This window comes from Vibrio sp. 10N.286.49.E11, assembly GCF_041469505.1.
GTDB lineage: Bacteria > Pseudomonadota > Gammaproteobacteria > Enterobacterales > Vibrionaceae > Vibrio > Vibrio crassostreae_C.
In genome coordinates this window covers 1-22,786 of sequence record NZ_JBFRKQ010000045.1, presented here as the reverse complement: position 1 = coordinate 22,786, position 22,786 = coordinate 1, and the positions used below count along the sequence as shown (strand labels likewise).

The 22,786-nt window shown below is 42.9% G+C and carries 15 protein-coding genes, 2 pseudogenes and 1 CRISPR repeat array; of the genes and pseudogenes, 3 read left to right on the top strand and 14 right to left on the bottom strand.

Annotated features, from left to right (window positions below):
* Complete coding sequence (locus AB4167_RS10580; RefSeq protein WP_372136504.1) at nt 1-4,158, bottom strand: hypothetical protein; 4,158 nt, start codon at nt 4,156-4,158, stop codon at nt 1-3.
* A 257-nt stretch (nt 4,159-4,415) separates the two neighbouring features.
* On the opposite strand from AB4167_RS10580, the gene AB4167_RS10575 reads away from it, so the two are divergent.
* On the top strand, nt 4,416-5,432 hold the full coding sequence (locus AB4167_RS10575) for a helix-turn-helix transcriptional regulator (RefSeq protein WP_372136503.1): 1,017 nt from the start codon (nt 4,416-4,418) through the stop codon (nt 5,430-5,432).
* A 111-nt stretch (nt 5,433-5,543) separates the two neighbouring features.
* Here the strand turns inward: AB4167_RS10575 and AB4167_RS10570 are convergent.
* From AB4167_RS10570 to AB4167_RS10560, 3 genes and pseudogenes are all read right to left on the bottom strand, one after another.
* A pseudogene (locus tag AB4167_RS10570) lies at nt 5,544-5,680 on the bottom strand (transposase); the annotation flags it as partial.
* Between the two features lie 42 nt (nt 5,681-5,722).
* Entirely contained in the window at nt 5,723-7,762 is a 2,040-nt protein-coding gene (locus tag AB4167_RS10565; RefSeq protein WP_372136502.1) for a hypothetical protein, read from the bottom strand.
* 416 nt (nt 7,763-8,178) lie between these two features.
* On the bottom strand, nt 8,179-9,027 hold the full coding sequence (locus tag AB4167_RS10560; protein ID WP_136981904.1) for a hypothetical protein: 849 nt from the start codon (nt 9,025-9,027) through the stop codon (nt 8,179-8,181).
* Between the two features lie 222 nt (nt 9,028-9,249).
* On the opposite strand from AB4167_RS10560, the gene AB4167_RS10555 reads away from it, so the two are divergent.
* The gene (locus tag AB4167_RS10555) at nt 9,250-9,720 is read left to right on the top strand and encodes a hypothetical protein (RefSeq protein WP_102394530.1); all 471 of its coding nucleotides are present in this window, start codon (nt 9,250-9,252) and stop codon (nt 9,718-9,720) included.
* Nucleotides 9,721-10,286: 566 nt separating this feature from the next.
* A CRISPR array of direct repeats spans nt 10,287-10,820; the repeat unit is 37 nt; unit sequence GTCTTAATCCCTTCAGCAGGGCAATGTCTGTTTAGAC.
* Between the two features lie 191 nt (nt 10,821-11,011).
* Here the strand turns inward: AB4167_RS10555 and cas2 are convergent.
* The 10 genes from cas2 to AB4167_RS10505 form a co-directional block, all read right to left on the bottom strand.
* Nucleotides 11,012-11,308: a CRISPR-associated endonuclease Cas2 gene (gene cas2, locus AB4167_RS10550; protein ID WP_102394529.1), complete on the bottom strand. Its 297-nt coding sequence runs from the start codon at nt 11,306-11,308 to the stop codon at nt 11,012-11,014.
* Nucleotides 11,283-12,209 carry a CRISPR-associated endonuclease Cas1 gene (cas1, locus tag AB4167_RS10545; protein WP_136981905.1) on the bottom strand — a complete coding sequence of 309 codons (927 nt, stop codon included), beginning with the start codon at nt 12,207-12,209 and terminating at the stop codon, nt 11,283-11,285. The genes cas2 and cas1 overlap by 26 nt, the downstream gene beginning before the upstream one ends.
* Nucleotides 12,210-12,312: 103 nt before the next feature.
* Nucleotides 12,313-13,200: a CRISPR system precrRNA processing endoribonuclease RAMP protein Cas6 gene (gene cas6 / locus AB4167_RS10540; protein ID WP_102394527.1), complete on the bottom strand. Its 888-nt coding sequence runs from the start codon at nt 13,198-13,200 to the stop codon at nt 12,313-12,315.
* Nucleotides 13,197-15,392: a TIGR03986 family CRISPR-associated RAMP protein gene (locus AB4167_RS10535; protein WP_372136501.1), complete on the bottom strand. Its 2,196-nt coding sequence runs from the start codon at nt 15,390-15,392 to the stop codon at nt 13,197-13,199. The genes cas6 and AB4167_RS10535 overlap by 4 nt, the downstream gene beginning before the upstream one ends.
* On the bottom strand, nt 15,389-15,895 hold the full coding sequence (locus AB4167_RS10530; RefSeq protein ID WP_102394526.1) for a hypothetical protein: 507 nt from the start codon (nt 15,893-15,895) through the stop codon (nt 15,389-15,391). The genes AB4167_RS10535 and AB4167_RS10530 overlap by 4 nt, the downstream gene beginning before the upstream one ends.
* Nucleotides 15,892-17,286, bottom strand: coding sequence for an RAMP superfamily CRISPR-associated protein (locus AB4167_RS10525; protein WP_102394525.1), 1,395 nt, complete (start codon nt 17,284-17,286; stop codon nt 15,892-15,894). Before AB4167_RS10525 ends, AB4167_RS10530 begins: the two co-directional genes overlap by 4 nt.
* Nucleotides 17,279-18,889 (bottom strand): hypothetical protein, encoded by a 1,611-nt coding sequence (locus tag AB4167_RS10520; RefSeq protein ID WP_133151249.1) that lies wholly within the window; start codon nt 18,887-18,889, stop codon nt 17,279-17,281. Before AB4167_RS10520 ends, AB4167_RS10525 begins: the two co-directional genes overlap by 8 nt.
* Complete coding sequence (locus AB4167_RS10515; RefSeq protein WP_102394523.1) at nt 18,886-19,470, bottom strand: RAMP superfamily CRISPR-associated protein; 585 nt, start codon at nt 19,468-19,470, stop codon at nt 18,886-18,888. The genes AB4167_RS10520 and AB4167_RS10515 overlap by 4 nt, the downstream gene beginning before the upstream one ends.
* A gap of 3 nt (nt 19,471-19,473) precedes the next feature.
* Complete coding sequence (locus AB4167_RS10510) at nt 19,474-21,225, bottom strand: Cas10/Cmr2 second palm domain-containing protein (protein WP_102394522.1); 1,752 nt, start codon at nt 21,223-21,225, stop codon at nt 19,474-19,476.
* Between the two features lie 162 nt (nt 21,226-21,387).
* The gene (locus AB4167_RS10505; RefSeq protein ID WP_102394521.1) at nt 21,388-21,648 is read right to left on the bottom strand and encodes a hypothetical protein; all 261 of its coding nucleotides are present in this window, start codon (nt 21,646-21,648) and stop codon (nt 21,388-21,390) included.
* Nucleotides 21,649-21,862: 214 nt separating this feature from the next.
* Here AB4167_RS10505 and AB4167_RS10500 point away from each other — a divergent pair.
* Nucleotides 21,863-22,786: pseudogene (locus tag AB4167_RS10500) on the top strand (IS5 family transposase); the annotation flags it as partial.

Genomic DNA, 22,786 nt, shown 5'->3' with positions numbered 1-22,786 from the left:
TTAATTCTCCTCGCGGCTCAGTAATTCAGTCAACTTCTCGTTTATGCAGACTGTGTCTGCCAAGCGTCCGATCTCTTCAGGGATCTTCGTTCCATCAAGCTTTTTACGGTACCGCTTCGCTGGCCCATACCCGATCACGTCCTTGAACATGTTCAGGTAGAACAGTTCCTCACCCGGAGACACTTCGGCGAAAATATAGTTAGCATCATTCTGCTCTTTTCGGGTGTTCACATACACCCCCTTAATGGCATCAAAACGCTCACCCACGTAGCCTTTAACAGTCCCTAACTTGTCCACAGCTTTTTTATGGGTAGTCATCGACATATCTTCTTTATCTGTCGCTGTAGTCCAGTTCTTGGCATCAATACAGATCAGAACACTATCTACCACGACATACATATCAAATAATTCATAGGCACGTTTACCGATCTGCTCAATGACCTCATCTATTGCGAGCGGTGTTATCCCAAGCTCTTCCAACAGGGTTAGAACTAAATACTCGCCCACGTTACCCTTTAGAAGTGGCAAGACTGAAGGATGTGGAATCATTCCGTTAAAAGCCCCCTTCTCAAGCGCTTGGCCTGCTTTAAGCACAGACGCCGCTAGCCCATCCAGACTATCGCCAGGGGTACGTGTAAACCCAAGCAATTGCAATACAGGGTCGTACTCATAGTCACCATGCTGCATGTCAGTCAGAATCTTAGGTTCTGACTCATTACGACAAAGTTTAACGTGTTCATTGCCTTCGCCAAGATCGATGAAAAATACGTCCAACACCTTAGCAAGGTATAGGTCGTTCTTTACCACATCAGTATTTTTCAGGCGGTCAATATATCGCACTGGATCTACCACGCAGTCTATATGCCGCAGTGCCTCGTTGAACCTGACTGACAAGTTATCGCCCTGACGAGCCTGCTCCAGGAGCTGAGGAACCGTTTTATTGAAGAAAGAGTCCAACTGTCGAGCTTGTCTCTTAGTTTTCTTCTCCAGTTGTTGCCGTTCTTTATCGTCAGAAAACGACGCAGCAGCAGCAGTGGCTTCGCAATATTTCATCCACTTATAGTTGAGTAGCGACATACTCTCACGAAACATCTCGTTTCGGGGATCACGCCCCAATCGTTGGAACTGCATCACCGCGTTACGGAGTACGTCCTCAGGCATGAATATTTCTGTGGTGATCTTGGTATCTCGTCGCTCGACACGGCCAATGGCCTGCATTATCACTTTCAAAAGTTCCATACAGTGCTCGTCATTCAAGATCTTGTAATTCTCCCCCGTAACCAAACTTGTACTGAAATCACTCAAGCGTTTCGTCCCATTCGAGGCGGCAAAGTGTTTCAACAAAGTCACGTAGTTCTCCAGAGAATTCCACCCACCTTTTACATGCACCTGTGACCAGTAAGGTGAGTTGACTAAGACAAGTCGCTCAAAATCTTCTTGAATCTCACCACGATGGTTCACGAAGTAGTTCAAGCCAGTACCAGCAGCACGGTAATGTGACACGAAAGCGATTTTCGTGTTCTCGTCACCCAAGTACATTTGATTACGAATATCAGTAGCCTGTCCCAATGCCGAATCAAACATGATCACGCGCAACGTAATACCATTTTTGAACGGTTTAAACTCCAGAATACTTGGCTGCTTCACGCCCTCTGGCCTGATAATCTTTAACCCGTCAGGGTAAGTATCCTGTGATTTTAAATAAGCACGGACTTCCTTAAAGAAATCACCACTCAAAGAAAGGATTAGGGTGTTACGTTTATCGTATGCCGCCATGAGCAACGCGCTAAGAATTCGTCCAAACTCACGCTCTTTGTATGTGCCGCGATTGGCAGATTTGATCTCATAAGTGCTATCAGGTTTAACCACCCACTTCTTACTCAAGCGTTCATACCAAGCGCGATAGACTAACTTGAACTCTTCACTATGCTCCGCTGGTGTCAAGGCACTTGCTTCTTCGGGGATCTCTTTGAATTCAACTTTACGCAAGATATTGCGAGTATCACGCAGCTCAGCTAGTGGTTGAATATCATCAGGCTTACGAGTAATCAATGTGTAACCCAAATCAGGCTTTTCCAGACCTGATACGCTATAGGTGTTAAGAAAGTTTCGGTCATACTGGCCGTTACAAACGCCATTGATTCCACTCGTAGCACTAAGCATCAGGACGGTATTGTTTGTGTTGTACAGGAATTGGGTCAAGCCAGCTTCTGGTAGCTCAGTGATTATATCTAGCTTGAAGTCAACATATGTAACATCTTCGGTGCCATCGCCTTTCTCGAAGAATTCAAGATCATTGCACTTTTCAATACTGAAAACGGCCTTTGGTAAGAAGAAAGCAAAAAACGAAGTAATTTCGAGATCACTATCCGTGGTTTTGTCAAACATTTGTGTGATCTCACCTCTCACATCAAGCGCCTTTTTGATGAAACGCGCTAAGGTTTCATTATGTGCGCTCGGCTCTCTCAACTGCTTTAACATTTTCGAGTTCTTTTTGACAGAAGCCGCACCATACAAAGAAGCCAGTAACACCTGATAGATATCATATAGTGACGCACTAGGATCCGCTTTATCTTCAGTGAAGTAGATCTCATAGGTGCTATCGAAATACATGGGACGGACACGAATGTTCCGCAGCCCGTTCTCGTTGAAGAATCGTTTTGGGCGGAAGCTAAAAACATTCTTCGTCAAGCTGACGATTTGCTCTACATTAGTTGAGCGGATTAGAAAGTGATCGACTTTGTTCGAAAAAAGCCCTGTTAGAGAGCGCAGATCTTGCTTCGGCGATAGATCACAATGAGCCTTGATAGCCGCCTTAATCAAATCAACGAACGCTTTCTTCTCTTCAAAGCAGGCCACGGGCACTGTCGGATCGGCTTCGTATCCTTCAACCTGTCGCAGGATACGATGAACGCCCGCGAGCACATCTGGCATCTGGGTCGCCTTGTTGTCCAGAAGGTTAGTCGTGCACGAGTTCATCAGAATACCGTATGATTCGTGCTCCTCGTCAACTACCAAGTCGAAACTGATCTTGCGCTTACGGAAAATATTTTTTTCATCCGATGCCAAGTATGATTCTGTCAGATACTCCATCTGCTTCTCATGCGGCTTTGAAACATATGCACCGAACTCGGTAATGTTGACCATCTTCTTGCCGCCTAGCAAGCGAGTAAACGGCATACTCTTACGGTAATGATAACCATCTTCACGACAGCTCAGAATACTGGTCTTAAAATCAAATTTTCGGGTGGTAGCTACCAATACACATGGCCGCACTTTAGCCATCTCTAGGGGAGTTGTGTGCAAGATAATCTCTGCTAAAAGACGCTCACGTTTTGAGTCGCAGCCAAGCAGACCACTCAGGGATTTTGGGGCTACATCAGCGCAGATAACGCTCAATTGACCCAATATACTAACTACCGTGCCTCTTTCGTACATTAGAGCCTTATCGGTTGCGGAGCGTTCTCCATCAGTTAGTGAGGGATCTTTCAGTTTGCGCTCAGCTGCAACTAAGGAGCGTATTGCATCACTCAGCGTACGAAGACTATTTTTAACGTCGTCATACTGAGAAGGTAGCGAATACCCGATCTTGAACCATCTGTCGTATCGCTCTTTATTCGTCTCGACTATACCGTTCAGATCTGGAAGCCAGTTCTTGAAATCCATGGTATAAAGATCTGAACGTGACAAAAAAGGGACAAAATAGATTCCCTTATCCTGAGCCGTCTTCATCAACTTATCATCGAAATCGATCTGGTTTTTCAGAGGTGTGATAAAGAATAGGCACCGATGCCCTTGAGCGTTACCATCAATCGTTGTCTCTTCAATGTAAGCCTTCAACTGACCGTAACTCTTACCGGTACCAGTACCATCGCTACATGAAGTGAGCGATGGTTTCGGCTTATTCTCTCGATAAAATAGTTTAGATGTGATTGTACGACAGTCGTCGATTTCCTTTTTTAAGCGTCCGGGGTCCTTAGCCTTAATGTAATCAGCAGTTATCACAGGCTCCGAAGGCATCAAGTCCAAAGCGATCTGACCATCAACAGAAGGTTGCAGGATACCTTGTTCTAAAGCGGCCTCTTTCGACGTTTTGCGTAGGTTTGCGATTTTGTTCTGCAGGCGAACCGCTGTTAAGCCCTTCTTGTTATCAGACATCTATAGTTATTCTCATCATCTAGGGTAGTCAGTGACCAGAAGTAGTGCTGCTATTATCCCAACACTGACCAGTGCATATTAAGCACTACAGACAGCATTATTCAGCAGTGAACTAGCATCAACATTATCTTGTTTGTTGCAGTCAAAGTTACAGGGGCATATTGCCGTTCCTATTATTTGCCTGTGAATGCTATTATAATGAATCAGGCGACATTTTTTGTCGCCAAAACGATTTATTAACCATCACAAAGGGAAATATGAGTAAACAAATACAGATATATCAAAAAGTACTAGAGTCGATACCTTGTCATCCTGATTCTATTTCAACCATAGATATACGTGACTTACTCCTATCCTCTGAGCTACTGTCTGCTGATACCGATGAGAAAAGCCAACTTCGCACCGTGCAGCGTTGCATTAATAAAGTACTCTTAGATAACGTTAGCATTGAACTAAATGATGAAAGTCGCCCCTATCGGTATCAGATATCCCAAGGGTATCGCCACCCAGTGAAGCCTGATGGTATGTCTTCAGTCGTATCATTACAGATCATCGAAAAAGAAATTAAGTCGATGCTTCCACCTACTCTGCGTTCCGATATAGAAGCTATTTTCTCGGCGCTCAAGCGAGAAAACACTAAACAGACCATTCTTTGGAACGAGAGGTTCTGTTATTTCCAGAGTGAGTTCCCCTTGGTTGCACCAACTGTTGGTAACGATTTTTTTAAGCAAATAGAACAAGCTCTGCTTAATAAAAAAGACATCATGTTCACCTACCAAAAGCGTGGTTTAACGGAACCTAAAGAGTACACAGCGACGCCTTTAGGATTATTCCTTTACGGTAACAGTTTCTATCTTGTTGCACTTATTCCAGGATCACATAGTGATTTTCGTACCTACGCACTGCATCGAATTCACAGCTTAAAGCTTGGCTTCAGTAGTACAAAAACATTAGAGAAGTTTGATATTAGAGAGTATGTGCAACAGAACGCGCGCCACTTTTCTGGTGGTGATATGCAAAAAGTCTTGCTCAAAATTGAAAACTACAGTGGGCTGCACCTTATTGAAGAAACCTTACTTTCTAAAGAGCAAAAGATAATTTCTAACGACGGTAATTACACGACAATCGAGGCTGATGTTCGAGACAGCCACACCTTCGAATGGTGGCTTATGAAGAATGCCAATATCGTTGAAGTAATTTCACCGATTACTCTTAGAAATAAGGTTATCAACATGCTTCAAGATAGCCTAAAGCTATACGGTTTAATGTCATAATCAAGAGCTTGTCGGCTCTTGAAAACCAAACTTAGTCATGTCTGACGTCTATCAATACTTCTACGACCCGCAAAAAATAGGCCATTTATCGCTTTACTCTTTTAGTTAGGGAACCCACTTATCCATCGTGGATTTCCCAACATTCATGGCCTGAGCTGCCTCTGTCACTGAATAGTTCTGATCTAGGATTAGTCGAACAGCTTCTAATTTGAACTCGCGCCAAATTGTCGCCTTGTGGGTTTTGTCATCGTGTCACCTGTTAACTTAGTTGGAGATGATATCACCTCTAACTAAGTGACCAAATTCAGCGTACCACTACAGTCAGTGTTGAATCCCGTACTTTCAATTTCTGTCGCAGGGGCGTTCAGATTCTCCATCATGCTTGCATAGACATGGGCAACACGCCTGATATTTTCCTCGCTATCTACAACCCAGTGCTTGGAAGCCGCAGTTTTCGTTTGTTTACGCAGATCAATCGTATTAAGCACAGCCAAACGCTTTAATTCATCTGAGATTTTCAGACCGCCATCTTTCCTCGCTGTAGCAGTAATCTCCTGCAAGATCTCTTTTTCATTTGAAATATCTCCCTCAAATTCACTAAACCGAAAGCCCGCAATATGTGCTGTTTTAGAACCTGAACGCAGCTTTTTTCCGGGTACGGGATCAAAGCCGTAGGTGTTCAATGCATAAATGGAAATTAGCTCGGCCAGTTTATCTACATTAAGTGAGTGACTGTTAACAATATACTCACCGCGATCATTTATTCCAACATAGTCGACGTTATACATACTGCGATCACTGACACAAATGACGCCGTGTTCCTGATGGATTTTCCGAAGGGCTTCTGCAATTCGCTCTGATAGATACACACTGCTCCCTGCAGCTACATAGTTACGTTTTCCATTTTGATCTATGCAGACCGCTGTTTCAGGCGTTAAAGTAAAATTAACAACACCATAACGCCTAACGCCTTTAGGTCTGGCTGTAGTTTGCACTCTTTGTTCGTGCAACGCTTTCAGTGAGCGCGCCCAGAAGCCACCATAATTACCGTCATGGGAATCAATTTTACCCCTCCGATGTGAGGTGTCATACCAACTGTATTCACTCTTGCGAGAGACTTGTTTCAGCAAACCATGTTTATCAAGGCAACGGATAGCCTTCCAGCGGACGTCGGACATCGCTATATTTTGACAAATCAGTTTATTGAGCTCACTCCAAAATGACATTGGATAATCGTAATCCGTGAAAAGCACCTGCTCGGTTTCTGCCAACTGTTTCTCTTCATCTGAGATATAGAAAAGCTGAACCGCTTTTGACCAATTCACCACTTGTTGATGGCCCAGCGCACTTGTGCCTGGGAAATGTATACTTAACTCATTTTCAATTTCTTTATATAAGAGCGCAAATTCAGTACGTTGTCGACGCTCAGTATTAAACCCCAATAATTGAATATCTCCGCCTAGTTTAAGCCCCAACTTTTCACATTGTGTTTCTAAATAAACCACTTTCCTACGCTTTTGCTCGATATAGCGATCTGTTACAGGAGCCCCACCGTCTTCCGACATATAGAGTTCAATAATTGTCGGTATAGGCGCGTGATGTATATAGGCATCGCTTCGCACCGTAGAAGGATCTGCTTTGTCAGGACATGACACTCGTTCAATGCATTCCTGATAGGGCACTTCTAGCTCTACCTCGTATCCAGCGGTGTTTAGATAATGCCTAATCAGCGGTAGAACTGCAGCTTCAACACGAGAACGATAGAATGTTCCCTGTTCATACTGATTCGTGTATAGCTGTACTTTCCAGTTCAACGCCTTTGCTATCGTTAATTTATTATGTTGAATGAACCAACGGATATCTGGACAAGAATTTTGAAGCTCATCGATACTGCACGATCCTACAAACTTTGCTCGTGCATATACCTCTTCGAGAGTAACATTACGCTCTATATTTCTGACCATTCGGGTAATTCCGCACAGTCGACAAAACTCTTCAATCGCTCGCTCTGCTCGCACTGAATCTGGCTGAGCGTGGAATTCTGGCAATCCAAACCACGGTTGATGTGGTATGAGATACTCTGTCAACTGATTAAGGTTCGCTCCTCGAATAGTTTCTAGGTAATCCCTTAGGCCTTTGGGATATTCACAATATCTAGTTTTCCGTCCTAATCTCTTACGACAATCAGTTAGAATTATGGCCATAGTACACAACTGTTTAACATTATACTCTGACAGGCTGATGTTATTACGCCAAGACGGAAATCTGTTATCTGATTTCTGAGTGTTTTTAAGTTTTTCAATATAAATTGTGAGATTAGATTTATCCATTATGACCTTTTCCTAATTATAGTCAGTTGCTCAAATATTTTCTTTTGGGTTTTGTGTTATATGCCAAGGTAAATTTGAGCTTAATTAAACCGTACTAGAATTATAGATAATCAAATATTGTTGTCAGCTAAGTCGGATCCGACTTAGAGATATCTTTGTGATTTGAGGGGGGCCACCTAACTCGGGAAAATGAGTTGAGGTAAGGTTGTTTTTAGGTTCTCCCTCAGTGTAAAGAGAAATACACATGAGAATTTTTAATACTTACAACAACACACCTCACCCCAGTTAATGTATTCGATGCATTACCTTAAAAAGTAAGATAACTTCAGAATTAAAAGCCCAGTCAGAAAAATATTCGTATTGATTCAATATTCAAGTGTAAATCACGAATCGGATTAAACTTAATTACCTCATATTTAGATATCATTACTCATCCAATAATAGCTTGGTTCTTGATTGCACCAAATAACGTTAGAGATATCGACCCCACCGTTATGCTTGTTCATTTCATGTTCGAGTAACCATGTTGCTACATTAACAAATTTTTCCGAATCAAACTTGTAGGAAACTGGTCGCTTCTGAAGTGTATTATCAGATAACGCAATAAAAGAATAGGCTCCATTGCTCTCTTGGTTATTGATATATTTAAAGTAGTCATACCCCTTTTTTATTGCCCATTTACGTAATTCCAAAGTGTAATAGACCCACACAGACTCTTGGTTTTTGCTTGATGCCCAATCTTCACCGACTTTGCTGGCTCGAAACTTACGAGCTTTCAGTTCTTTCTTTCCAAGCACATTTTGATTGAGTGATTTGTGGATTTTTTTTACATCCTGCTTAGAAAATACTTGGTATATATCCTGCGGGTAAATAATGCTAGTAAAAGGATAAAAAAGTTGTTCAAGTTCTCGGTAATCGTCATCCATTACAGATTGACGACTAAAAATTGAAAGACCGCCACTTCCAACAGGATCATCATCCCAAACGTCATTGATCTCAAGATACTTTCCGGTGGGTTTATCAAATTCCAAAATTGTGACTTCCTGCATCGACTCGACAAATTTCGAAATAAACTCTTTAATTGTCAAAGTTGTAATCTGATCGCTATTGTCTGGCTTAAACGAAAAATGCCCATCGTAGTTGTAGCCATATTGATTTTGGCCAGCAAACATGGCGGCCGCTCGAACAATTGCACCGTTGATATCAGCGCTGTAATGCTTCAGAGACTGAGAGTCATCTAAAGGGGTTAGAGTAGAACGAAACACTGTAAACTCCTATAAAATATGTATTTATATCATAAATAACATAGTTAGTATTTATTTAACCATCACTTAACGGCTATTCACTTATACTATATATAAAAGAACATCATTGTCACTATGCTCGGATCCGACCTTTTAATAGCAGCTCGGATCCGAGCTGCTATTAAAAGGGTAGAATCTTGTATTTAATCTAGTCTTCATAACCAGATAATGGAGAAACATACAATGATTGAAACTGAAACCGTTTCTAAGCTTTCGCTGACTCCTAACTATGCAGCCAACGATAACTTTTTTTCAGACTTTGATTTAGAACGAAACTTTGTAGTTAGTTCTGAGCGAGCGGTGAGCACTTTCGATAAAGGACTCGTTGATTTACCACCGTTAGTTACGGCTACCACCCAAACATTCAATCCAAAATCTTTGCCGCACAATCGTGAACTGTTTAGTCAGTTTGAAGATGTTTCAAAACGCGTGAATAAACTGATCCCAGAATTAAAACCACTTTCTAATGCACTTTGTCATCAAGTGTTAGTAGAATATGTTTACTCTCTCGATTGCGCATCTGATTTTGAGTTAAGCCAAATGAGCAACTATCTATTGTGTGCGAACAACTTATCCGATGAGTTTTTTATAAAGCACTTTAAAGCAGCCTATGTGAATATTCTGTTCCAGAACGATTATTCTAATTTTACCTAAACTATGCATCCATGATGTTATAAAGGCGAAAATAGTAACATTTACTTTCGCCTTTATAACTACAACTTACATTTAATAAAACCCACTATCTTATTTCGACTATTCTGAATATCTAAATAACATTCACTTTTTAAATAATAGCTCAGCATTTATCGAACAGTACAATCTAGAAATATTTGGTGGTATAGGTTGGACAAACTTAAAAGAATTAAACGAAGATGAATTGCTGCTACTTCAAATAGCGATTAACGACTTCAACTATATTACTGTGAATTACAATGCTATTACTCCAACTAAAATGAAGGAACTAAATGCTGAGTTCAGGCGTAGTTGCTTGGCCTCGCTCTCATCGTAAAAAGCACAAAATAAATTGGTTGTCGGTCATTTCCCACAGTCATTAGAGCTGAGCCACTCAACTTACCCATTGAATGATTTAACGAGGTATTTTTGCTCTGGCGACAACGAACTCATAAGAGAGTTGGCAGATATTGGCGTGCTATCAATGGTCAGCGGACATACTCACGATAATTTCGACCGATTGGTTGAGGGAGAATAAGCTGGCTCGCGTCTTAATCCCGTCAGCAGGGCAATGTCTGTTTAGACAAACACTTGACCACAAGTCCAAGTGCAGGCATAAGTCTTAATCCCTTCAGCAGGGCAATGTCTGTTTAGACTCAACAGCTAGGAAGGCAACATTAAGTTGGTTGTCGTCTTAATCCCTTCAGCAGGGCAATGTCTGTTTAGACCAAAAGCCAAGAAGCTTCAACGACTCAATAGCGCTGTCTTAATCCCTTCAGCAGGGCAATGTCTGTTTAGACAGTAGAGTCATGCAAGCACCTCAAGAGTACATCGTCTTAATCCCTTCAGCAGGGCAATGTCTGTTTAGACATAACACAATGTCTTCAACTATCCTAGCAGTATCGTCTTAATCCCTTCAGCAGGGCAATGTCTGTTTAGACAAACGCTTGCCGCTGGGGTGTAAAAGAAGAATCAGTCTTAATCCCTTCAGCAGGGCAATGTCTGTTTAGACGTGGGCGACAGAGCAAAGTAAAAAAGCTTTCAAGTCTTAATCCCTTCAGCAGGGCAATGTCTGTTTAGACAAGTCTGATTTTAAAGTCTTGATTTTCAATAGTCAAACCTTAATCAAACAGATGTTTAAAACGTAAAGATAATATTACACCAAGCAAGTAACAGTCCATCTTTTGTAAACTGCACACATATTATTGAATAATAGTGACATTCATTTTACTCATTTTTTATTACACTATACGCGATACAAACCTTATAAACGCTACAAAATATAATCTTCTAAACGCGTGTCGCTATGGACAATAAGCCACTCATCACGCTTACCTATATGAAAGCTGTTTTCTGATGGGATAAACGGAAGACAAAGTAGTCGGTCATTCTCTTGATCAATTAATTCGAGTAATGTTTGACAAATCGTTTCCTTCTCTTTGAGTTGACCACTAAAAACAAACACCGATTTTTGCAACGCCCATCCGTGAGCGGCGCAATAGCGATAAACTGAACGCAATCTTTTGGGGCATGAAACATCATAACTAATCAACCATAGTGGCTTTGCCATTCCGATACTCCCTATCAATTTGCTTTCTCGTTAGCCGGGCAACACGATTCACTTGCATACGGTGTTCAACACAAAAACGATGCCACTGGCGATAAAAAACCTGTTGTCCTTGTTTATTCAACCGACAGGAATTCTTGTCATTAACAAAATGTTCATTGTTTAAGACACGATTGAGAAATAGATTTGCAACCCAAAGCTCTACCTCTGAACGTGTAATCTCTTTGACATCATAAATCAGGCTTTGCCTGCGATATCCAGTTACATGATGAATACCCAACCCTATATCTAGCCCTTCTGACAACAGTGCTTTGCAATACAGATTGTCTTCTAACGTCGATGTCAGTGACAAAATAGCGTTAATCGGGTCGGAGGGTGGCCGTCTTACTCGCCCTGTAAATCCGAGTTCAGAAAAGACCTCGACATTTTCCCACGCCTTCCAGTATAAGCGCGAGATGTGCGCTTCAGCCATCATGAGGTTTGAGGTATCATTTAGTTGATCTAGTAGGTCATCCCACACTGAAGAACATCTAAGCCCCAGCATCTTCAGGGTATATTTCTGCCTCAAGCAGCGTATACGTACCAATCGCTCGGCTAGGCCCCGTTTTATCGTGCAATTAGACGTAACGAAAAACTGGCGCAATTTAATATCACTTGCTGGTGCCGATAACGGAACAAGGCTCGCATGTTGATGCAGCCTGTGTCCGTTAACCAATAAGCTGATGCCTTTCTCTGCTAACAGTAAAATGACATCAGAACTAATAGTGACCCCCTTTCCCACGATGATTTGATTTATTGATGAATACGGTACAACCTTTTGGCCTAATTCTGGGTGAAAGCACCGTAAGAGCCCATCACACAACGAAAGCTCGTACCCCTTTTCATCCAAGACTAATAAAGTCAACGTACACTCCCTATACTAAAAACGTCCTCAACATCTTGCTTGGTCACATCGATGTAGGATCTCGATAAGTAAATGAATAGCTTATGGCTCAGTCGCACTATTATTATGCAATAAGTCTATATTTTCCTAATCCAAACGTGGTTTTACCACCGACTTGTAACAACTCACCAATTTTTAGAATTGGAATAAGCGCTTCTAAGTCACCATAGAAACTCACCTGGCCTTTAAGGCCACCAATCGGGAGTGCTTTGCCATGACGACGAGAATAACGCATCCAATCCTCAAAATAGCAGTGTGATTGCCAGTCGACGTTATTCGGTATCGAGTCCAGTGTGTGTTGATAGACTCGATCAAACAGTTCTTGATTGTCATTCACCCAAAAACGGCCTAACTGAGTCAGACGCCTTAAGCTCTGGTTAACCCAAAACTTGAGCTCTGGTGCTTGTTTCTTCACTATATTGCTATTCTGCTTTAATCTTAGTGGCGTAAGGAAGTGCAAAGCAATCTCTTGCTGCTGGCCGGCATGCGCATTTAACTGCAGCCAATCATGTAATGTATGGGGATGAATGCCCGGCTTAACCCCATAAGGCGTTATTGAACTCACCGAGAGCAACCAAAATGACGCACGCTTTTCACCTATGCCCAGCTCAGTATTACAACTCGCTTCGCGCCACGCATCGACGACTTCATTAACGAGTTGACAAGCATCACCGAACAGCGTGATCTCCAACGTTAGCAACTCTCCTTTATACCAATCCACCTTATGATCGCCCTCCGGCGCAATCGCATAGGGCTTTGGTTGCTGGTTATCGTGATCACCATAAAAGACTTGGTAACACTGCTCATCATAGGCTTTTAAGGCTTCACCAAACAAACCATGCCACATCGCCCCTTTAAAAGCTGGCAGTTGTGTATTTTGTTTCAGTTGCACCGTGATCTGCAATTTTACCAATTGGAATTGTGCCGTGATTTCATTAAGGCATGCCATCATAGTGCTACACCATACTCTTTAATAAGCTCAGCAAGTTCTGCTTTTTGATCTTTTTCTCTTCTCTTCGGCTTTTGATGATAGCTATTGTTCCGAGCTAACTGGTATAACTCTTTTGCGGCACTGGATTCTTGGTGATGAACATTATCTAAAAAGAAATGGATCGCCTCGCGAATCAATGGTGGTCTTTCAGAAGCATCAATACCAATAAGGCTCTCATTTAAGTCGAAAACTATATTGGCATGTTTTGACAAACTCGTTTTTCGTACTTCTTCTTCTTTCGCTCTGCGTAATCTCTCTTCTTCTTTCGCTCTGCGTAATCTCTCTTCTTCTTCAGTCTGCTCTTTCTGAATATTGGAAGCTTTTTCGTATTGTCCTTTGTCCCAAGGCTTTTTGAGATCAACTAAATGAGCCAAACGGCCTCGACCAAACGATGCTGCCCCTTGTGTATTATTGACCGCCACCGGCTCAGTTCGACCTACCCCATGTAATTCGGGCAACTTCTCCATTTTCTTTTTTGCATCTTGGTAATCTTTATTATCAATAGACATATAGCGAGTATTCACATCATCATTCTCACCCAGCTTACCTATTTGAAGTAAATACTTAAGCTGCGGTGATGAAAGCCATGCATTATCTCCAGTCGCAGGATATTGCTCATTCATGTGCTGTTCAAACTGAGCGTCAAACTGCTGCTGACTTTGTTCTTTATTAGAAGAAAGATGCGAAATACGAGGGCTGATGCTGACCACTCCCGCACCCATAGGTTTTCCATGCCCAAGTTGATGATTGCTCTTCTTTAAATTTAGGCACCATAGCAGCGCCGACAATTCAACCGTTTTAAGGTTGTGAAACACGACGCGTCCCTTGAAGGATTTACCAACCGGAGCCAGTTCGATTCTCTGAGCGACCTTATCGTTGTCTTTCACATTGGATTCAAGGCCTACTTGCTTAGGAGACTTAGCTATATAGCGCTTGTAGCCAGATAACGCGCCATTGTCACTATCATAATCGCGGTAGCCACTTTCATTCTTATTCTGCTCGATATACGCGGGATAAAATGTGGCTTTTGGCTCGCTAAGGATAATAGGGTTAGATGGATAAAGTGCCGATTCATTCCACCCCTCACTTATAGCATCAGAAAACATTACGCGGCTTTTTAAGCCCAGCCCCTTGTCACGTAAGGTACCAAACATCACCTCCGGGAAATCGAAGTACGCGTCTGAAAGATGTGCTTTGTTTGTAGACTCAATCATCTCATGTATAGAATGTTTGAATGTCACCCTTGACATCTTTGCAAAACCCAATGAATGAACCGTTGATGAATGCTTTTTGATCAACGCAAAAACGGGAATACCCTTATCAGAGTGTTGGTGACTTTGTAGGTACGAAACTTGGTTCCATTTAATGCCGTCAATTTCATCCTCTACACTGGTGTGATTATCAAAAAGGTCGAAAACTTGTTGTGTTACCACCTGAGACTCAGCATTGTGTTTCGGGTAAAAATAATAACTGAATTCATAATCCGCCCGGTCACCTTTACCAGGGATACGCATATTGGTAAAAACAAGATTACCTTCCCCACCAATAGCGAGCCCTTCCGCCCAGCGATTTCTTTGCTTTCCTTTTGGTTCAGTTATCCTTGCGCTCACTGAGTTATTTAAAGGAAAAGAGTGATACTTGCCAATTGAACTATTACTGTTTTTAATCTCTTTCTTTAGAGATAATTTGATTTCTTTATGAGACACTTTGACGAAATTACACGGTGTAAATTTCCACTCATTTTCGACAGAATCAAATTTCACCCAACCTGATTGCACCGTATTTTTAGCAATCACATTGGTAAGGTAATTCCCCTTACTGCTTAAGATATCCCTAAACGAAAAACGTTTATTATCAACCGAGCTAAATTTTCCAAAGCTCGCAATTTCCAGCACATTACGAATCATCCCTTTCAGGCTCGAGCCAGGAATGATTGGATGGCCTAACGGATCGCGAGCAAACTTGACCACACCATTAGCGTCTTTATCACTGCCAACGCATAACGGCGTCTTGTTGATAAGGGTATATTCAATCACTCCAGAATGACCATCTTCAAACGGGTGGTCATGACTCACCAAATGTGCCCATTCTGGCATGTGCACCCATTGTGACAGTGGAACAAAATGATAAGGAGCATGTATTTTATGGCTCATTTTAATGTCTCCTTATACCCATTCGACGAGTAAGCAAAACCAATAAATTGTTGAGCTAGCGGCTCCCAGCCCCCACCCTCAACTTGTTGATACCACAATCGGTAACAAGCTAGTTCAGCGTCCCTGCTTAAGTCACTTCGTAAAGACAGTTCCTGCTCACTGAAACAAAATTTAGTGGCGTTATCTCGTGCCTTTTGGCTGACATAATGAGTAATTCGATAAGTACTGCCACCTATTAATTGAATATGCACCGTAGTTTCGCTATTACAGTATTCAGCTTCGATGAGGTCACTTCGATTGGGAAGGCTTTGACTAATCACCACCGCATCACGATACATTGCCCAACCATCTGTCGGCTGTAGTGTTTCGATATGCCCAAAAGCATCACTAAGTGCCCCTGTAAACGATTCAATTTTGATGTGTGCTGGCAATAACAGGGGCAATTGTACCCCAAGTTCTGAAACCGAATTGAGCGCTAATTGTTGGTATTGTTCTAAGCTCATTTAGCCGTTCCTTTTTCATTCTTGATCACTAAACTTGTTCCTCGGCCGCTTCCTGCGCCCATAGGAAGTAACCCTTGCTCTACATCCCTAATGGTGTCATTTAAGGCACATAGCAGCAGTGCTTCTAAATCTTCTTCTTGTTTAGTCAGGTACATGCTTATGGTAAAACGAGGTTGATAGAGTAACTCTTCGCTGTATAACGCCCCTTTACGAACTCCGCCAGTAAAACGGTCGATACTGTTGTGGTGACGAATTACGATGTGTTCGTATTCAATGTCAGCATCCTCAACCCAGAGTGAACCGGCCACACTCTGGTCATGATCATTATCTGCATACCCCAATAGTGCTTTAAGTGCCTCTGGGCGTTTCTGCCAGATTTCATTCTCGGCATCGCCTGCCGTTTCTGCCCATTGTTTTGCATGTTTACGGTAGTGAAAAGCAATGCGGTGAGCCAGCATACCTTTAATGCTGCTGCCACATACCACAGGGCAAAACGGGATTATTTCAGCTTGTGTTCCTTTCCAAATCACTACGGGTTCAGAGTAAGTGATCACGTTGACTGAATGATTGAGCGACTTGTTTGGTTTCGACAGTAACTCTACTCCCCGACCACAACGCCAATTGTCTAACGCTTTTAATGAGATAGACCAAGAAGGATAGCGATTCACCGCTCCTGAATTAATGCACGTCTTTAATGCATGAGATTTCGGGGGTCGGGATGCCCTCGCCAAGTTCAACTGCTTTCCCGCATCGAGATTACGGTGCAACAGAATCTGATGCTCTTCACTGGCAATGATCTTGACCCTGCCCAGCCCATTACGAGTATTCGCTCCCAAAGCAAAAGTGGGATGTTCCCACAAAGCCAACAGTTGATGCCATTGCTCGTCATCGAGTTGCTGTTCATCTTCCCTATCCTGATTACTCCATTGCAATGTAATACTAAATCGAAGCCCTTTGGGTAACACAATCTGATCGAATTTAGCTCGATCAATCGCGACACCACGATCATTGACCGCGACTCCGTCTCTGTGGTGAGGGCGCTCTGCCAAGCACAAGGCCAGTAAAGGATCGCTTTCCATATGGCTTGGTTCTGTATAATTGTCGACAAGCTCACTGTGGCTATTTAACAAGACCCCATTTGAAATCACTAAACTAGATGCTTGCTCTGTGGTACCAAACCACAGATCTTCTATGTGCTGGCCATCTCCACAAGCCTGTGATTTGGCAAGGTGACGCCACACACCCGCTATTGCAGTGGCAGGAATCATAGGTAAGCCGTTAATATCACGAGCTAATTCGGTATCAAACCCGGTATCACGACGGCCTGTATTAATTGCCATTGGGCTTTGCGTTTCGATAACCAGTTGCGTGACGACTATTTTTTCATTCATCGTTCGTCCCTTTTGGGCAGATTAGGCTTTGCGTGGCTTTTTTCAAACCATTGTCAGTAGACATGTCGTATCGACTCATACGTTCCAGCGCTAGTAGCAGCGTTTCTATCTGAATCTTCTCAGGGCTAACTAACGCTTTAAAATAGTCAGCGAAAGTAACAAGCGTATTTCCTACTTGCCAAGCTACTCCCCAACCTTGTGCATCATTGACGGGTTTACAAATTGCACGACTTAGTTTGTTGTTCATATCTTCAAATAGGATATCGAACCAATCTGGGGTTTTATTGCGGATTGCAGCATGCACTCGTCCCCACTGTGTCCGTGAGGGACCAATCGCACAGGATGCCTTGACGTGGTTATAACTACGACAGCGACTGTAAACTTGCAGAATTTCTCTAATTAATTCATTCGCTTGACGCCTACAGCTATGACCTTGTGTAGTTTGGTCTAGTTTTGTTTTCGCCCAACGTGTTAGAGGCGTTGTTACTTCTGTTTTTTCAACATCTACGACTTCAACACTAACTAACGAACTTTGATTAGAAGAGCTTTCAACAACGATAGGTGAGAATAACAAGTCTTCGTTCAGTTCAGGCCGTTCAGCCCATGAGGGGTTCACATCAACCCAACCCAAACCTTGCTGTAAGTTGAGACCAATACCGTTTTGTTGTAACTGCTCTATCTGATTGGTCGTTATAGAAACATCCTCGAAAACCAATACCGAGCCTTTGCCGATCAGTAGCTGTTCACTATCGAGCCCCTGACGTGCCTGATTAAAGCGGCTAACCGAATGAGTACGAATAAAACTCCGCTCTGGATTTAACTGACCATTAGCCCCTTCAATCAGATCAGCTAGTGATGGCGTATAAGTAGGTAAGCCGTTTTGGGTGAATACCTGACAATCTGACAAACACCATAGGACTAACTGCTGAGAGTTATGGCTAGCCTTATGACTAGGGGGGCTTTGTACAGGCGCTTTAATTTCAGCGATGTCTACCCGACCAAACTCTGCGCTGCGGGAGCGGCCAACCCTTTTCGTTCCGAGCAAGTGCTGCTTCACCAATGCATAGTATTGTTCGGTACCGCATTCAACCCAGCCGGAAAACGTTTGACCCGCTTCGATATACACGTAACTAAATAGCGAACCTTCTTTGACTGCTCCCGTCGTTCTTTGCAGTGCAGTTTTTGTCACATTGCCTTTACGCACTTCCCCGAGGTGTCCTTGTGAACCAAGGTAACCATTGCGACATTGTTTGTATTGAACGGCCTTACGTTCAAATAAGCGTGATGCGTGGTTTGTTATTTTACTCGTATCATATTTTCCATCCGAGACTGGCGTTTCCATTTTCTGGTAGTGCCAGCTCGCGGGAGTAGGTAAGCACAATTCACCATTACAAACAGGGTAACAAGCACTGTACTTCACCTCTCCTGAATGAAATAACGCCCATGATTGCGCATCACTGACTTGTTGATAAAGCGTGCTAGCCACCGTCCCTAAAATGGCACTCCCTGGGATATAATCGAGCCCTAAGTGATTCATTGTAGTGGCCGAGTTTTGGCTGACAATAATGGGTTGTAATGTCGTTAATGTGTAATGTAATCTCACAGGTACGCTTCCTTATTATCTTCCACTGACACCATTACCTGACCTAGCCCTCGGTGCCGTTTCGCGCCGACATGAGTAATCAGCGGTACAACCCGAGTGATCTTGTCCACCCATGTCTCGTCATCACTGTATAGGTCAATCTCTGCGTTCAGTTGCATCGGTACATTGACTTCCATGGAACGCAAACTTGTCTCTTTCGCTACGCCAGAATCATGCTCAATAGCCGTCGAATACAAGACACGATATAAATGTTGTTTTGCTTTTGAATTCTCTAGAAAGAAACGCCTCTCACTCGGTTGCATAACAGCATTACTAACCGTAATAATTCCTTGCGTTGCGATTCCGGTGCCTTCACAACCAAAGAGCGTTGCTACAGTGCAGCTTTGGGTAAACCATTGGTTGTCTTCCGCCTTTTGAAAGGCTTCTCTCAATAAGCCTTTCACCGCACGGCCGGGTAAATATGGAAGTCCTTGCTCATCCTTTAATACCAACGCATCCGCTTTCGCGCCGCCTTCTTCGCCAGATCCAATGTGCCAATCACTTTGGATGTCAAACTTGAGTTTAAAGGTTATGGTATTCATAAATTACTGAGCCTCATCTTGGTTAGATAACAATTGATAATGCCCCATGATTAAGAGGTCATTGATTATGGTTTGATATCCATAATCCGTTTCCCAATACCACTTTTTACTAGAGTCAGACACGGTGCTAGGGTTCAGGTTATCAACACATGATCTAAATTCGTTGGCGCTACCCCTATCTCCGCTAAGATCTAACCCGCGTTCAAAGATACGCTCCGCTTCATCTGGCTGACCATTCGCTATCTCGGTGGCCATTTGGCGCCAACGCGATAGCGAAACCGGGGCATCATCCGCACTTGATTTTTCAACTAAGGCGTCAAGGAAATCGAATTTCCGATGGGATAGGTTTGCTTTTTCGATTAGGTCATTATCTTCAACAAGGTAGGCTCCCTGCCCCATTGAAAAACCACCGTTGACCTGTTGTTCAAAATGCTGAGACGTGGCAACTATCTCATCCAAACTTTGCTGCGATGTGTTCGAAAGACGATGAAATGCTAAAGCTGCCGGCCCGACCTGATTGACATTGTTTAAACCAACTACGCTTTTTGTTAACTTTTTCGCTTTTTCACATAGCGCTTCAACTAGGTTATGCGACTGCATAAACGGGTGGCTAGCTTTGCAATAGAGAATACCGCCACTTGCGGTTAAATAACTGACGCCAATTGATTGCACAGGAAGTTTTTTTATCTCAATCTCAGATTGAACCTTGAACACCTTGCAGAATTGTCGCGCATATCCCAGTGCAAGATCTGCACGACAAAACAATGTGATGTCATCTCCACCGAGCACTATTGGGCGCATAGGTAACATTACTCTTTCGTTACCTTCTGACGTCGCTTGTTGTCTTTTCAATTGGTCATATAGCCATTGTGTTGCTTGTTGAGCAGCCTTTACCGTAGCGATATTCAACGCGTCAGAGAACGCCCGATAAGTTTGACGAAAGCGGCGCTCACTCTCATTGTTTAAGGCAGATTTTAGTTTCATCAACAGAATGCCCAAACCGTTTCCGTCAATATGAATTAGCGCCATGTCTTTTATTGCGTCACGTTGTTGATGATTCAAAACAGCACTATCATCCGCAAACTCAAACTCATCCTCAAAATCGATGGGATAACCGATTTCTCCGCGAAGCGACTCTGGCGTAAACCGGTGTTGTAATGCCGCATCACGTCTAAGTTCGAAGTTTTGATACGCTTGGCGATGCCTCTCAGTATCGACATCTAGGTGCAAAGCAGAATCATCATGGTCCGCTGTCGAGGCTTTTATTGCTGACCTACTCAATGGAATTGCAGCTTTCCCAGTACGAGCAGAACGCTGGACAAGCGCAGGCGCATAGGGGATGTTGACTTTAGGTGTATTTCTGGCGGCGGCTAATGCTTGATGTCCAGAATCTATCGCTCTATTTAAGCAAGTCCCTTGTGTCAAGGCATCGACGAAAACCAATGAGGGGAACATTTGATTGATAGTTAACGTCCATAAAGATCTTAATTTTTCTAACGGCACACTTGATTCGCACGTGGCATAAAAGGCACCACCTTTACAGCGCAGAAACTTAATAGCTTGGGTCGATTCATTTTCACTCAATAAATCTGAGGGTAAATTCGCCGCGTTGAGCACGATATTTAACACGCTATTCTCAGAATTATCGATGAGTCGATCGAGACGTTCACTGGCTGAAATAACGTCTTTTAATTTGCCAGAACCAAACAGATACTGTTGGATGGATTTAACTTCGAATAGATATACGTACAGCATATTAATTTACTTCCCTTTCCATCCTATTGATAAATAAGAATTATAACAAATCACAAAGAAGAAAATATAAAACCATTGTTTCAAGGTATTACGTAAATGGAAGGTTAGAATAATCTTAAAATGTGGCGAAGCTGATGGGCTCGAGCCCATACAACTTAATACCTAGCTAAACTCCACTAGGTATCCATCAGAGATAGCCAACAGCGCTTCGTTGATGTTCTGATCAATTTCAAGCTGGGACTTGTTGCTGAGGTTATTTTTATGCAGATATGCGGCACGAAGGTAAGCCAACGTATCTGTTAGCATTCTGTTTGCACACTCTCCAGATCTGTTTGATTTATAATTAAACCAAATCTTTAGGCTTTCAAATGTCGGTTGGTGAATATTTGCAGAGCGTTCCGCGGTAAGTTGAAACTTTTTCATAATGTGTCCTTTCATGGCTTTCATGGGTTGATGGACACATTATGTATTTACTAAAGCGACAAAATCATCAAGCTCGGATCCGAGCAGAAAAAGGAGAAAGGTGTTAAATCCTTAAATGTCTTTACTCTTCCCAAGGGCTTTGTTGCGTAATTCAATGGAACTAAATCAAGAACCTACGATCTGATCAGCTACCTCCACCCTCTCTCGTACCCCTATGCCTAAGCCTCGTTACAAAACAACCAACTGGAAGCAATACAACCAATCACTCATTAACCGTGGCTCTCTGACCTTTTGGATTGATGAAGAAGCAATAAGCGGGTGGGCGCAAAGTAAACAGAATAAGCACGGGAGGCCGCGTCGGTTCAGTGATTTAGCTATCACGACAGCACTCATGGTGAAACGAGTTTTTTCTATGCCATTGAGAGCGCTTCAAGGATTTATCGACTCGATATTTAGGTTAGCCCATGTACCGTTAAGTTGTCCGCATTACACCTGCATCAGTCGTAGAGCCAAGCAAGTTGAGGTTTCATTTAAGACTAAAACGAGAGGAGCGATACAGCATCTAGCTATTGATGCTACTGGCCTTAAGGTTTATGGCGAAGGTGAATGGAAAGTCAAAAAACATGGGACGGATGGCAAGCGTAGAGTCTGGCGAAAGCTTCATATTGCCGTCGATACCAACACTCATGAGATCATTGCCGCCGAGCTAAGTTTATCGAGGGTTACAGATGGAGAAGTACTCCCTAACTTACTGAAACAAACACGCCGAAGTATCCTTGAGGTGTCTGGTGATGGCGCTTACGACACGAGAGCGTGTCACGCTGCTATTAAGATTAAGGGAGCCATTGCGCTTATTCCCCCAAGAGAAGGGGCAGCCTTCTGAGAGCGTGGTCACCCTCGAAATCTCGCCGTGGGTTGCCAGAAATTATACGGCTCAAATAAGTATTGGAAAGAGCGGTATGGATACCACAAACGTTCACTCTCAGAAACAGCGATGTATCGAGTTAAACAGTTGCTAGGAGGGCAACTGAGCTTAAGAAATTACAATGCACAGGTGGGTGAAACTTACGCGATGATAAAAGCGTTGAACAAGCTTACTGGGTTAGGTATGCCTGAAACTGGCGTTGTTAATGATATG